The sequence below is a fragment of the Pseudomonas syringae group sp. 26L6 genome (assembly GCF_032587815.1).
GTDB lineage: Bacteria > Pseudomonadota > Gammaproteobacteria > Pseudomonadales > Pseudomonadaceae > Aquipseudomonas > Aquipseudomonas amygdali.
Genome location: NZ_JAWHPJ010000018.1, coordinates 324,399 through 337,206 on the forward strand (window position 1 = coordinate 324,399; position 12,808 = coordinate 337,206).

At 58.3% G+C, this 12,808-nt stretch carries 12 protein-coding genes; all 12 read right to left on the reverse strand.

Going from position 1 to position 12,808, the window contains the following annotated elements:
* Nucleotides 1-74: 74 nt before the first annotated feature.
* Nucleotides 75-1,433, reverse strand: a complete 1,359-nt coding sequence (gene nuoF / locus RYA97_RS09130; RefSeq protein WP_016982238.1) for an NADH-quinone oxidoreductase subunit NuoF — start codon at nucleotides 1,431-1,433, stop codon at nucleotides 75-77.
* Nucleotides 1,430-1,927 carry an NADH-quinone oxidoreductase subunit NuoE gene (gene nuoE / locus RYA97_RS09135; RefSeq protein ID WP_016982237.1) on the reverse strand — a complete coding sequence of 166 codons (498 nt, stop codon included), beginning with the start codon at nucleotides 1,925-1,927 and terminating at the stop codon, nucleotides 1,430-1,432. The genes nuoF and nuoE overlap by 4 nt, the downstream gene beginning before the upstream one ends.
* Nucleotides 1,928-1,929: 2 nt before the next feature.
* A complete protein-coding gene (gene nuoC, locus RYA97_RS09140; protein WP_002554013.1) occupies nucleotides 1,930-3,711 on the reverse strand; it encodes an NADH-quinone oxidoreductase subunit C/D in 1,782 nt (593 codons plus the stop codon).
* Nucleotides 3,712-3,785: 74 nt separating this feature from the next.
* Complete coding sequence (locus tag RYA97_RS09145) at nucleotides 3,786-4,460, reverse strand: NuoB/complex I 20 kDa subunit family protein (RefSeq protein WP_002554012.1); 675 nt, start codon at nucleotides 4,458-4,460, stop codon at nucleotides 3,786-3,788.
* A 10-nt stretch (nucleotides 4,461-4,470) separates the two neighbouring features.
* The gene (locus tag RYA97_RS09150) at nucleotides 4,471-4,884 is read right to left on the reverse strand and encodes an NADH-quinone oxidoreductase subunit A (RefSeq protein WP_002554011.1); all 414 of its coding nucleotides are present in this window, start codon (nucleotides 4,882-4,884) and stop codon (nucleotides 4,471-4,473) included.
* A 463-nt stretch (nucleotides 4,885-5,347) separates the two neighbouring features.
* Nucleotides 5,348-6,673, reverse strand: a complete 1,326-nt coding sequence (aceA, locus tag RYA97_RS09155; protein WP_005731868.1) for an isocitrate lyase — start codon at nucleotides 6,671-6,673, stop codon at nucleotides 5,348-5,350.
* 277 nt (nucleotides 6,674-6,950) lie between these two features.
* Nucleotides 6,951-7,694, reverse strand: coding sequence for a secretin N-terminal domain-containing protein (locus RYA97_RS09160; protein WP_005745710.1), 744 nt, complete (start codon nucleotides 7,692-7,694; stop codon nucleotides 6,951-6,953).
* Nucleotides 7,695-7,871: 177 nt separating this feature from the next.
* Nucleotides 7,872-8,303, reverse strand: a complete 432-nt coding sequence (locus tag RYA97_RS09165; RefSeq protein ID WP_002554008.1) for a GNAT family N-acetyltransferase — start codon at nucleotides 8,301-8,303, stop codon at nucleotides 7,872-7,874.
* A complete protein-coding gene (locus RYA97_RS09170; protein ID WP_316892177.1) occupies nucleotides 8,296-9,462 on the reverse strand; it encodes a cupin domain-containing protein in 1,167 nt (388 codons plus the stop codon). Before RYA97_RS09170 ends, RYA97_RS09165 begins: the two co-directional genes overlap by 8 nt.
* 60 nt (nucleotides 9,463-9,522) lie before the next feature.
* Entirely contained in the window at nucleotides 9,523-10,893 is a 1,371-nt protein-coding gene (gene purB / locus RYA97_RS09175; protein ID WP_004659494.1) for an adenylosuccinate lyase, read from the reverse strand.
* 131 nt (nucleotides 10,894-11,024) lie between these two features.
* The gene (hflD, locus tag RYA97_RS09180; protein WP_002554006.1) at nucleotides 11,025-11,645 is read right to left on the reverse strand and encodes a high frequency lysogenization protein HflD; all 621 of its coding nucleotides are present in this window, start codon (nucleotides 11,643-11,645) and stop codon (nucleotides 11,025-11,027) included.
* Nucleotides 11,645-12,775, reverse strand: a complete 1,131-nt coding sequence (gene mnmA, locus RYA97_RS09185; protein WP_011168961.1) for a tRNA 2-thiouridine(34) synthase MnmA — start codon at nucleotides 12,773-12,775, stop codon at nucleotides 11,645-11,647. The genes hflD and mnmA overlap by 1 nt, the downstream gene beginning before the upstream one ends.
* Between the last annotated feature and the right edge of the window lie 33 nt (nucleotides 12,776-12,808).

Here is a 12,808-nt window from a genome sequence, read left to right on the forward strand (position 1 = left end):
CGTATCGTTCAGCCCAAGGGGCGTCAGCAGGTACGAGGACGGCAGCCCGAACAGCCGCCGACCGTTGTGTCTTGTTATGCGCCGACCACGGTCGGACTTTTGCCCGGAACGAGCGTGGTTGCGCTGGCTGGCGCAATACCGGCTTCGAACTCCGAACGGAAATACTTGATCGCACTGCCCAGCGGTTCAACAGCGCCCGGTGCATGGGCGCAGAAGGTCTTGCCTGGGCCGAGGAAATTGACCAGACCCAGCAGGGTTTCGATATCCCCCGGCTGCCCCTGACCCTTCTCGATGGCGCGAAGCATTTTTACGCTCCATGGCAAACCGTCGCGGCATGGGGTGCAGAAGCCGCAGGACTCCTGAGCGAAGAACTCTTCCATGTTGCGCAGCAGTGAAACCATGTTGACCGAATCGTCGACGGCCATCGCCAGACCGGTGCCCATCCGGGTACCGACCTTGGCAATACCGCCTGCGTACATCTGGGCGTCCAGATGCTCTGGCAGCAGGAAACCCGTACCGGCGCCGCCGGGTTGCCAGCACTTGAGCTTGAAGCCATCGCGCATGCCACCGGCGTAGTCTTCGAACAGTTCGCGAGCCTGTACGCCAAATGGCAGCTCCCACAAACCCGGGTTTTTAACCTTGCCGGAGAAGCCCATCAGCTTGGTGCCGTGGTCTTCACTGCCTTCGCGGGCCAGCGACTTGTACCAGTCGTTGCCGTTGTTGACGATGGCGGGCACGTTGCACAGGGTTTCGACGTTGTTTACACAGGTCGGCTTGCCCCAGACGCCTACGGCAGCAGGGAAGGGCGGCTTGGAGCGCGGGTTGGCGCGGCGGCCTTCCAGCGAGTTGATCAGCGCGGTTTCTTCACCGCAGATGTAACGGCCGGCTCCGGTGTGTACGAACAGTTCAAAGTCGAAGCCGGTGCCGAGGATGTTCTTGCCCAGCAGGCCGGCAGCCTTCGCTTCGGCCACGGCGCGGTTCAAGTGCCTGGCGGCCGTTACGTATTCGCCACGCAGGAAGATATAGCCACGATAGGCTTTCAGCGCACGCGCACTGATCAGCATGCCCTCGACCAGCAGATGGGGCAGTTGCTCCATCAGCATGCGGTCTTTCCAGGTATTGGGTTCCATCTCATCCGCATTGCACAGCAAATAGCGGATGTTCATGGATTCGTCTTTGGGCATCAGGCCCCATTTAACGCCGGTAGGAAAGCCCGCACCGCCGCGGCCCTTGAGGCCCGAGTCCTTGACCGACTGGACGATATCGTCAGGCGACTGTTGCGTCAGCGCCTTGCGCGCTGCTGCATAACCGTCTTTGGCCTGATACTCGTCGAGCCAGACCGGCTCGCCGTCGTCGCGCAGACGCCAGGTCAGCGGATGGGTTTCTGCCGTGCGCGCAATGCGGTTGGCAGGGCCGAAGGAAGTGATGGTCATAGGTAACCCTCCAGCATCTTGGCAACGCCAGCAGGCTGTACATCGCCGAAAGTGTCGTCGTCGACCATCACGGCCGGCGCCTTGTCACAGTTGCCGAGGCAGCAGACCGGCAGCAAGGTGAAGCGACCGTCAGCGGTGGTCTGACCCAAGCCGATACCCAGTGAACTCTTGATCTCGTCTACCACGTTTTCATGGCCGCCGATGAAGCAGACCATGCTGTTGCAGACACGAATGATGTGACGCCCGACCGGCTGGCGGAAGATCTGGCTGTAAAAGGTTGCAACACCTTCGACGTCGCTGGCGGGGATGCCGAGCAAATCGCCGATTGCGTAGATGGCACCATCGGGCACCCAGCCACGCTCTTTCTGAACGATCTTCAGGGCCTCGATGGACGCCGCGCGCGGGTCTTCGTAGTGATGCATCTCGTGCTCGATGGTCGAGCGCTCGGTTTCGCTCAGGGCGAAACGGTCAGTCTGGATTAGCGGGCTATTCATGCTTAGCGGTCCACGTCGGCCATAACGAAATCGATACTACCCAGGTACGCGATCAAGTCCGCGACCATGCTGCCTTTGATCACCGAAGGGATCTGCTGCAGGTGCGGGTAACTCGGGGTGCGGATCCGGGTACGGTAGCTCATGGTGCCGCCGTCGCTCGTCAGGTAATAGCTGTTGATACCCTTGGTCGCTTCGATCATCTGGAAGGACTCGTTGGCCGGCATGACCGGGCCCCACGAAACCTGCAGGAAGTGCGTGATCAGGGTTTCGATGTGCTGCAGGGTGCGCTCTTTCGGTGGCGGCGTGGTCAGCGGATGATCCGCCTTGTACGGGCCTTCCGGCATGTTGCGCATGCACTGATCGATGATCTTGATGCTCTGGCGCATCTCTTCTACGCGGACCATGCAGCGGTCGTAGGCATCGCCATTGGCGGCCAGCGGTACTTCAAACTCGAAGTTCTCGTAGCCGGAGTAAGGGCGTGCCTTGCGCAAGTCGAAATCGCAGCCGGTGGAGCGCAGGCCTGCACCGGTGACGCCCCATTCCAGGGCCTCTTTGGTGTTGTACGCGGCAACGCCCACGGTACGGCCCTTGAGGATGCTGTTCTGCAGGGCAGCCTTGGTGTATTCGTCGAGGCGCTTGGGCAGCCAGTCGACGAAGTCCTTGACCAGTTTCTCCCAGCCACGAGGCAGGTCGTGGGCAACCCCGCCGATGCGATACCAGGCCGGATGCAGACGGAAACCGGTAATGGCTTCGATCACGGTGTAGGCTTTTTGGCGGTCGGTGAACGTAAAGAACACCGGCGTCATGGCACCCACGTCCTGGATGTAGGTACCCAGGAACAGCAGGTGGCTGGTGATACGGAAGAACTCGGCCATCATGATGCGGATGACGTCGACCTTTTCCGGCACCTTGATGCCTGCCAGTTTTTCGACCGAGAGTACGTAAGGCAGGTTGTTCATCACCCCGCCGAGATAATCGATGCGGTCGGTGTACGGGATGAAGCTGTGCCAGGACTGGCGCTCGGCCATCTTCTCTGCACCACGGTGGTGGTAGCCGATGTCCGGAACGCAGTCGACGATTTCTTCGCCATCCAGCTGCAGAATGATACGGAACGCACCGTGAGCGGAAGGGTGGTTCGGCCCCAGGTTGAGGAACATGTAGTCCTCGTTCGCGCCAGAACGTTTCATGCCCCAGTCTTCCGGACGGAAACGTGCGGCTTCCTCTTCCAGTTGCTGTTTGGCGAGTGTCAGGCTGTAGGGGTCAAACTCCGTCGCGCGGGCAGGGAAGTCCTTGCGCAGCGGGTGACCTTCCCAGGTTGGCGGCATCATGATGCGGCTTAGATGCGGGTGTCCCGGAAAGTCGATTCCGAACATGTCCCAGACTTCGCGCTCATACCAGTTGGCATTTGGCCAGATACTGGTGATGGTTGGCACACTCAGGTCGCTTTCAGACAGCGCTACCTTGATCATCACGTCGCTGTTTCGCTCGATCGACAGCAGGTGATAGAACACGGTGAAATCTGCACCGGGCAGGCCGCGACGGTTGGTACGCAGACGCTCGTCCACGCCATGCAGGTCATAGAGCATGGAGTAGGGCTTGGGCACGTTGCGCAGGAACGTCAGAATTTCAAACAGTCGGGCGCGCTCGACCCACAGCACGGGCATACCGGTGCGAGTCGGCTGGGCAGTGAAAGCCTCAGCACCAAAACGGTTGTTCAGTTCAACGACGACATCTTGGTCGTCAGCCTTGTAAGGCGGGATGTACAGAGCGTTGTCTGCAGTCATAGGTCTCAATCACTTCGGTCAACGTACAGAATCAACCCCGGTTCCTGTCTTTTTTATAAGAAGAACGGGCTGGATCAGACTTCGTCGGGGCTGCGCAGGTTGGTCACCTGAATACGCTGTTCGCGGCGCTGTTCCTTTTGCGACGGCATCTCGGCGCGGTATACGCCTTGATCGCCAACGACCCAGGAAAGAGGGCGACGCTCCTTGCCGATGGATTCCTGCAGCAGCATCAAGCCTTGCAGAAATGCTTCGGGGCGGGGCGGGCAGCCGGGCACGTAGACATCCACGGGAAGGAATTTGTCCACCCCCTGGACCACTGAGTAGATGTCGTACATGCCACCGGAGTTGGCACATGAACCCATGGAGATGACCCACTTGGGTTCGAGCATTTGCTCGTAGAGACGCTGGATGATCGGTGCCATCTTGATGAAGCAGGTACCGGCAATGACCATGAAATCCGCCTGCCGTGGCGACGCCCGGATAACTTCCGCACCGAAACGCGCGATATCGTGAGGGGCCGTGAAGGCGGTGGTCATTTCCACATAGCAGCACGACAGGCCGAAATTGTAGGGCCACAGGGAGTTTTTACGTCCCCAGTTGACCGCACCATTCAGCACGTCTTCCAGCTTGCCCATGTAGATGTTTTTGTGGACTTGATCTTCTAACGGATCGGAAACGGTTTCCCGTTTGCCGATGGGGTACTGCTCGTTAGGAGCGTCCGGGTCGATCCTGGTGAGATTATATTGCATCGCCAAAGCCTCATTGTTTCAGCTTCGCTTGCCGATTACGGCGACCTTCAGGAGCCCAGTCAAGAGCGCCAACCCGCCATAGGTAGACAAGACCTGCCAACAGAATTGCTATGAAAACGAGAGCTTCGACGAATCCGGTCCAGCCGCTTTCGCGGACGGACACAGACCAGGCAAAGAGAAAGAGGGCTTCGATGTCAAAGATCACGAAGAGCATCGCGACCAGATAGAATTTTGCGGAGAGCCGCAGGCGCGCACTGCCGGTAGGCAGCATGCCGGATTCGAAAGGTTCGTTCTTGCTGCGGCCCCAGGCTTTGCTTCCGAGCAGGCTGGACAGGCCGAGCATGAAGGCGCAGAGGCCGACAACACCCAAAAGGAAAATGGCGAAGCCCCAGTTGTGGGCAATCAGACCTGTCGATTCGGGCATGCTGGCAGTCCTTGTTAGAGAGCAAAGGTCTCTGTGCTTGATAAAGAGTCGAGGCAGTGACGAAATGTCGCAGTGCGGTCAACGGATTGATTTTATGTGCAAACAGTTGGCAAGTAAATTTTCTACATGAAATTTATTTACGAAATTAATCGCCCGCCGTCCTTTATCAGGGCTGTAAGGCATGCCAGCCGGGCGTCAGCAAGGTTTTGGCTAATTATGTTTCTCGGTGACGAAAAGGAACGAAAGGCAATTTGAATGATAATTAATATCATTTAAATGGACCTGTATAGTTCGCCAAAGGATACTCGGAGCATAGTTATGAAGGACACCGCTTATAAAGTGCGGTTTTTGTAGCATCTGTTCGTGAGCTGCACATTGTCCGAAATCAATACAGGCACTATCTGATACAAAACACAGACCGCCCTTACGGACGGTCTGTGTTTTCAACGCGTTGCGCGGTGTCTCAGTGGAATTGCTCTTCTTCCGTCGAGCCGGTCAGTGCGGTTACCGACGATACGCCGCCCTGAATCACGGTGGTCATGTCATCGAAATACCCCGTGCCCACTTCCTGCTGGTGGGCCACGAAGGTATAGCCCTTGGCAGCATCGGCGAATTCCTGTTCCTGTAGCTTCACGTAGGCAGTCATGTCGTTGCGGGCGTAGTCGTGCGCCAGGTTGAACATGCTGTGCCACATGTTGTGAATGCCTGCCAGGGTGATGAACTGGTGCTTGTAGCCCATGGCCGAAAGCTCGCGCTGAAACTTGGCGATGGTTGCGTCGTCGAGGTTTTTCTTCCAGTTGAAGGACGGCGAGCAGTTGTAGGAAAGCAACTGGTCCGGGTACTCCTTCTTGATTGCTTCGGCGAAGCGGCGTGCCTCGTCCAGATCCGGCTTGGCGGTTTCACACCAGATCAGGTCGGCATAAGGCGCGTAGGCGAGGCCGCGGGAGATTGCCTGATCCAGACCGGCACGTACTTTGTAGAAGCCCTCATGAGTCCGTTCGCCGGTCACGAACGGCTTGTCATAGGGGTCGCAATCGGAAGTCAGCAAGTCGGCAGCGTTGGCGTCGGTGCGGGCCAGAATGATCGTCGGCACACCGGCCACATCGGCGGCCAGGCGCGCAGCAACCAGTTTCTGGACCGCTTCCTGAGTCGGGACAAGTACTTTGCCGCCCATGTGGCCGCATTTCTTCACCGATGCCAACTGATCTTCAAAATGCACCCCGGCGGCCCCCGCCTCGATCATGCTTTTCATCAGCTCGTACGCATTGAGCACGCCGCCGAATCCGGCCTCTGCGTCGGCCACGATGGGCGCGAAATAGTCGATATAACCTTCGTCACCCGGAGCCTTGCCGGCTTTCCACTGGATCTGATCGGCGCGGCGGAACGAATTGTTGATGCGTTTGACCACGGTTGGCACCGAGTCGACTGGATACAGCGACTGATCCGGGTACATCGATTCGGCAGAGTTGTTATCGGCAGCAACCTGCCAGCCGGAAAGGTAGATGGCCTGAATACCGGCCTTGACCTGCTGCACGGCCTGACCGCCGGTCAGAGCGCCCATGCAGTTGACGAAGTCCTTGTCTGGCCGGAAAGACGGCCTGGCGCCTTGGGTCACCAGGTTCCACAGTTTGTCAGCGCCCAGCCGTGCAAAGGTGTGTTCGGGTTGAACCGAGCCACGCAAGCGGACCACATCGGCTGCGGAGTAGGTACGGGTCACGTTTTTCCAGCGCGGATTTTCGGCCCAGTCTTTTTCGAGAGCGGCTATTTGTTGTTCGCGTGTCAGTGCCATTTTGTAAACCCCGAGAAGTAGGTCTTGATTAGAAGTCCTGCTCCGCCAAAACGCCTCGTTTATCGAAGGCACTGTAGATGGCTGCTCGCTGCTCGGAGAGCGACAATCAAAGGCTTTTTGCGCAGCCTCCGATCAGCGGGAGCGAGGCAATCATGCCTCGGGGTATCGGGGTCGTCAAACGATTTGTAGTGCTTTTTAAGTATCACTACATAATTGCGTAATCAGACTGGTGAGTCACTAAAAGGCCCGTAGGTGCTGGGTTTCGCGCCAGCGCAGGCTACTCGAGGGTTTCGACCTTTACGCGCAAAATCATGTCTTCACGACCCTGGGTGGAGTAGCGTTGTGCAAGGCCACGCTGATCAGCAACCGATTGATCGCTATTACTCGCCAGCGTGATCCATTCTCCGAGCCGGCCGCTGACCTGGCTATCGGTACTTTGCACTTTTATGGCATCAGCGCGCTCCTGACTCATGCGGTCATGGTTGGTGCTGATGCTCAGGTGAACGGTATCGCCGGTCACACTGGCAGTGACGTAAAAGCCCTGGGTTACATTGCGATATTCAGTATTGCTTTGGGAGTAGCCATAGGAATCCGTGGACGAGGAGGTCAGTGGAACGCTCTGGCCGATCTGGATAAGTGCTGGCGTACCTTCGCTGGTCTGCACTTGCTGCACGCCGCCCTCACGGCTGGTGGTGCCGTATTCTATGACGCGTGAGCCACTGCTGTTGCGCGCCGCGTTTTCGCTGGTGTCGACGCTGATCAGCAGGCGTTTAGGCGCGGTATCGAGTTGCGCGATAAGGCTGCGAAGCTCTTCTATCTTGCGCGACTCTGCATTGACAATCAGTTGATTGCCATAAGCGCTGACGGAGCCTTCGGTGCCTAGAAAGGATTTAGCTACGGGTAGTAGATCGGCACTGGTGCGGTAATTGAGAGGAACGACTTCGGTCGCTGAAAGGGCCTGAGTACTGAATGCGATCAGCACTGAGGTGATTACCACGTTAAGCAGGTTACGGACTGACATGATCATTCTCCGCGATAAGCGCGTAAAGCATGAGTTTGCCAGTGTATCGGCTATAGCCGGGCAAGCTGAATGGGGCGACACAAAAACGCCCTGGCATTTTTCGTCTCGACCTGAAAAGCGTCTAGCGAAAAAGGGCAGGGCGATCATCATGTAGTGCTTTGAAACGTGCCTACATAATCAGGTTTCAGGTGTCTCGCGGCGCATCTCGACGTGCGGTAAACCGGCTTCGAGAAACTCGTCACTGACCACGGCAAACCCGAAGCGCTGGTAAAACTCGACGGCCTGCACTTGAGCGCTGAGCTTCAGCGGCTCCAGTCCACGTTGTTCGGCCTCGTGGATCACCGCACCGAGCAACGCTTCACCGACTTTCATGCCGCGCCAGTCCTTGAGAACCGACAGCCGACCGATTTCACCGTCGGGCAGCAGGCGAGCGGTGCCTACTGCGTATTCCCCTTCATAGGCGAGAAAATGCACGGCAGTCGCATCTTCAGCGTCCCACTCCAGCTCCGGTGGCACCGATTGCTCGGCGATGAATACCGAATCGCGTATGCGCCGGATGTCGGCGTTGTTTTTCTGCCATTGTGCGACAGCTACGGTGACTTTATTCATCGGCAAATCCCAGACTTCCTTGTTTTACGAGTTCGCAAAGCAGATTGCGTCCATCGTCATCGGCCAACCATTGGCCGAGGTTTTCACTGTGCAATGCGTCGGCAGCACAGATCAGTTTAAGCAATTCGCGCAGACTGCCCGGCAACAGGCGGCTCTGACCACTGGCAAACAGTAGCAGATCGTCGTCGACTTCAGACCAGGCCAGTCTTGCACTCGGGTTGCGAATCAGCACCGCGCCCTGTTCGAAGCTGTCGAGCAAGTCGTCTTCCTCCAGTTCCGGGCCGGTCACCAGTTCAGGGTAGCGCGGTTCGGTCATGAACTGGCCGAACCAGGTCAGCAGCAGGCGCTCGTCACTCATGTGTTCGGTCAGCAGCGCTTTGAGTCGGTCCAGCGCATCGTGCTGGATCTGATGCGGATCGCTGACCGGTTGCGCGTCCGCGTCGGTATAGCGCTCTTCATCCGGGATGAACTGGCTGAGGAAATCGGTGAAATGAGTCAGGACCTCGGCAGCGCTTGGCGCGCGGAAACCGACCGAGTAGGTCAGGCAGTCGTCGACGGCAACGCCGCAGTGAGCCAGGCGTGGCGGCAGGTAAAGCATGTCGCCCGGTTCCAGCGTCCACTCTTCGGTTTTTTCGAATTCGGCAAGGATGCGCAGGTCGGCATGCTGCAGCAGCGGGCTTTCTGCATCGCACATTTGGCCGATCTGCCAATGACGCTTGCCGTGGCCCTGAAGCAGGAACACGTCATAGTTATCGAAATGCGGGCCGACGCTGCCACCTGGGGCGGCGTAGCTGATCATCACATCGTCAATGCGCCAGCTGGGCAGGAAGCGGAAGTTTTCCAGCAGTTCGCTGACTTCTGGAACGAACTGGTCCACGGCCTGCACCAGCAGGGTCCAGTCGCGTTCGGGCAGCTTGCTGAATTCATCCTCCGCAAAGGGACCGCGACGCAGCTCCCAGGGACGCTCGCCGTGTTCGAGGACCAGGCGGGACTCGACTTCTTCCTCTAGAGCAAGGCCAGCCAGCTCGTCCGCATCGATCGGGCTTTGAAAGTCCGGCAGAGCCTGGCGGATCAGCAGTGGTTTTTTCTGCCAGTAGTCACGCAGAAAAACGCGTGCACTGATGCCGCCCAGAAGTTGCAGAGGAATATCAGGATTCATGTGTAAGCCCTTGAAATGAAAACGCCCGGCACAGCCGGGCGTGTGCAATTTTTTTGCGTGTCAGATGCGCTTGGCCTGAGCCGCTGCGTTACCGATGTAGTTGGCTGGCGTGAGCTTTTTCAGCTCGGCCTTTGCTTCGGCAGGCATGTCCAGACCGTCGATGAAAGTCTGCAGCGCTTCCGGGCCGATGCCCTTGCCGCGTGTCAGTTCTTTCAGTTTTTCGTACGGGTTTTCGATGTTGTAACGACGCATGACGGTCTGAATCGGCTCTGCCAGAACTTCCCAGCACGCGTCCAGATCGGCAGCAATGCGCTGCTCGTTCAGTTCCAGCTTGCTGATGCCCTTGAGGCTGGCTTCGTAAGCAATAACGCTGTGGGCGAAACCGACGCCCAGGTTGCGCAGTACGGTGGAGTCAGTCAGGTCGCGCTGCCAGCGAGAGACAGGCAGTTTGCTCGCCAGATGCTGGAACAGCGCGTTGGCGATGCCCAGATTGCCTTCGGAGTTTTCGAAGTCGATCGGGTTGACCTTGTGTGGCATGGTCGACGAGCCGATTTCGCCAGCAATGGTGCGCTGCTTGAAGTAGCCCAGGGATATATAGCCCCAGATATCGCGGTCGAAGTCGATCAGGATAGTGTTGAAACGCGCAATCGCATCAAACAGCTCGGCGATGTAGTCATGCGGTTCGATTTGGGTGGTGTACGGGTTGAAGCCCAGCCCCAGCTCGTCTTCGATGAACGCGCGTGCGTTGGCTTCCCAGTCGATATCGGCATAAGCGGAGAGGTGGGCATTGTAGTTGCCGACCGCACCGTTGATCTTGCCCAGCAAGGGCACTGCGGCGATCTGGTTGATCTGGCGTTCCAGACGGTAAACCACGTTGGCCAATTCCTTGCCCAGCGTGGTCGGGGACGCTGGCTGACCGTGGGTACGCGAGAGCATCGGCACGTCGGCGAAGCGGATCGCCAGTTCACGGATAGCATCGGCAATCTGGCGCATCAGCGGCAGCATCACAGTGTCACGGCCTTCACGCAGCATCAGGGCGTGAGACAGGTTGTTGATGTCCTCGCTGGTGCAGGCAAAGTGGATGAACTCGCTGACCTTGTCCAGCTCCGGCAGCTTGGCAGCCTGCTCCTTGAGCAGATACTCAACGGCTTTGACGTCGTGGTTGGTGGTGCGCTCGATCTCTTTCACGCGCTCGGCGTGCTCAACCGAGAAGTCTTCAGCCAGGGTGTCGAGGATGGCGTTGGCTTGCGCAGAGAACGCCGGGACTTCGGTAATCTGCGGGTGGGCCGCCAGACGCTGGAGCCAGCGAACTTCAACCATCACACGGAAACGGATCAGGCCGTATTCGCTGAAAATAGGGCGCAAGGCCTGGGTTTTGCCGGCGTAGCGGCCATCAACAGGGGAAACCGCAGTGAGCGAAGAAAGCTGCATGGGATGCTCTCGGACAGTCGGGCAACGAAAAGGGCGCATATCATACATGAAAAGTCACTCGGACCGGAGCCCGCTGACCAGCGTAGACAGCGCCGTGCCTGTGGTGGTGAAGGTCATTGGTGCGTGGCGGATCAGCCGTGCAGCAATGGGTAGAGTTCTTTCAATAGCTTGCGACGGCTGAACACCAGTTGCCAGCGATGACCGCCAACTTGTCGCCACAGGCGTGCGGAGCGAATGCCTGCCAGCAGGATGGCGCGAATCTTCGACGCGTTGTTCGGTTGCTGCAGGTTGCGCATGTCGCCCTGGACCTGAATGCGTTGGCGCAGGGTGCTCAGGGTGTCTTCATAAAGGGCGCCGGTCGCAGCGATCACGTTTTCGTGAGCGATACCGAAATGTTCGACCTGAGACTGAATCACCGGGATGCGCCTGCCGATGATTTCGAGCAGGTCGTCGCGCTTGGCCAGCTGTCGCTCCAGGCCGAGCATCGACAGGGCGTAACGCAGCGGTTCGCGCTGCAGTGTTGCAGGGTCGCGTTCCAGAGCGCTGGCCATGGCGCGATAGCCTTCGTGCAGGTTGAGGTCATCGCCGCCGTAGACGTCCAGCGTATCCTTCGGGTCAACCACCAGCAGGCTGCCGAGCATGCAGCTCAGCGCGGCTTCGCTGACCTGTCCGGTCTTGGCGATCCGGTCGACCAGTACGGCGGCCTGAAATACGCCACCCAGAGCGATCAGTTGTTCCTGAATCGGGGTCATCAACGCTTGTCCTTGCTGGTCCAGGGTTCGGCAATTTCGATCACGCCGCCGCCCAGACATATTTCGCCATCGTAGAACACCACGGACTGTCCGGGTGTGACGGCCCGCTGCGGATCATCGAATGTGGCTCGGTAGCCGTCGGCGGTCTTTTCCAGTGTGCATGGCTGGTCGCCCTGACGATAACGGACTTTGGCCGTGAGTTTGCGCGGGCTGCTCAGATCAATCGGGTTGACCCAGTAGATTTCCGAAGACACCAGTGCGCGGGAGAACAGCCACGGGTGGTCGTTGCCCTGGCCAACGATCAGTTCGTTGTTGTCCAGATCCTTGACCAGCACGTACCACGGATCATCGCTGGCGTCCTTGAGGCCGCCAATCCCAAGGCCCTGGCGCTGGCCTATGGTGTGATACATCAGGCCGCTGTGACGACCGATGACTTCACCTTCGGTGGTCTTGATCTCTCCAGGCTGGGCGGGCAGGTACTGACGCAGGAAGTCGGTGAAACGGCGCTCGCCAATGAAGCAGATTCCGGTGGAGTCCTTCTTTTTAGCCGTCGCCAGGCCGTGTTTCTCAGCAATGGCACGTACTTCCGGTTTTTCCAGCTCGCCCACCGGAAACAGCGTCCGGGCGATCTGTTCGCCACCGACGGCATGCAGGAAGTAGCTTTGATCCTTGTTCGGGTCCAGGCCCTTGAGCAGTTCGGTGCGGCCATCGATATCGCGACGGCGCACGTAGTGACCAGTGGCGATCAGGTCGGCACCCAGCATCAGCGCATAGTCGAGAAACGCCTTGAACTTGATTTCCCGGTTGCAGAGGATGTCCGGATTGGGGGTACGCCCGGCCTTGTACTCTTCAAGGAAATGTTCGAAGACATTGTCCCAGTACTCGGCGGCGAAGTTGGCCGTGTGCAGCTTGATGCCGATCTTGTCACACACGGCCTGGGCATCTGCCAGGTCTTCGCGGGCGGTGCAATATTCCGTTCCGTCGTCTTCTTCCCAGTTCTTCATGAACAAGCCTTCCACCTGATAACCCTGCTCCATGAGCAGTACGGCGGAAACGGAAGAGTCCACGCCGCCGGACATGCCGACTATGACGCGCTTCATTTCTGAGTTCGAGGGGGCTGGATCACGCATGGGGATTCAACGGCTGACCTGTAAAAGGACGCG

Bases quoted from the DNA above. Each gene is read 5' to 3' on its own strand.
- nuoF (WP_016982238.1), bottom strand. From the start codon at position 1,433: ATGACCATCACTTCCTTCGGCCCTGCCAACCGCATTGCGCGCACGGCA.
- nuoE (WP_016982237.1), bottom strand. From the start codon at position 1,927: ATGAATAGCCCGCTAATCCAGACTGACCGTTTCGCCCTGAGCGAAACC.
- nuoC (WP_002554013.1), bottom strand. From the start codon at position 3,711: ATGACTGCAGACAACGCTCTGTACATCCCGCCTTACAAGGCTGACGAC.
- RYA97_RS09145 (WP_002554012.1), bottom strand. From the start codon at position 4,460: ATGCAATATAATCTCACCAGGATCGACCCGGACGCTCCTAACGAGCAG.
- RYA97_RS09150 (WP_002554011.1), bottom strand. From the start codon at position 4,884: ATGCCCGAATCGACAGGTCTGATTGCCCACAACTGGGGCTTCGCCATT.
- aceA (WP_005731868.1), bottom strand. From the start codon at position 6,673: ATGGCACTGACACGCGAACAACAAATAGCCGCTCTCGAAAAAGACTGG.
- RYA97_RS09160 (WP_005745710.1), bottom strand. From the start codon at position 7,694: ATGTCAGTCCGTAACCTGCTTAACGTGGTAATCACCTCAGTGCTGATC.
- RYA97_RS09165 (WP_002554008.1), bottom strand. From the start codon at position 8,303: ATGAATAAAGTCACCGTAGCTGTCGCACAATGGCAGAAAAACAACGCC.
- RYA97_RS09170 (WP_316892177.1), bottom strand. From the start codon at position 9,462: ATGAATCCTGATATTCCTCTGCAACTTCTGGGCGGCATCAGTGCACGC.
- purB (WP_004659494.1), bottom strand. From the start codon at position 10,893: ATGCAGCTTTCTTCGCTCACTGCGGTTTCCCCTGTTGATGGCCGCTAC.
- hflD (WP_002554006.1), bottom strand. From the start codon at position 11,645: ATGACCCCGATTCAGGAACAACTGATCGCTCTGGGTGGCGTATTTCAG.
- mnmA (WP_011168961.1), bottom strand. From the start codon at position 12,775: ATGCGTGATCCAGCCCCCTCGAACTCAGAAATGAAGCGCGTCATAGTC.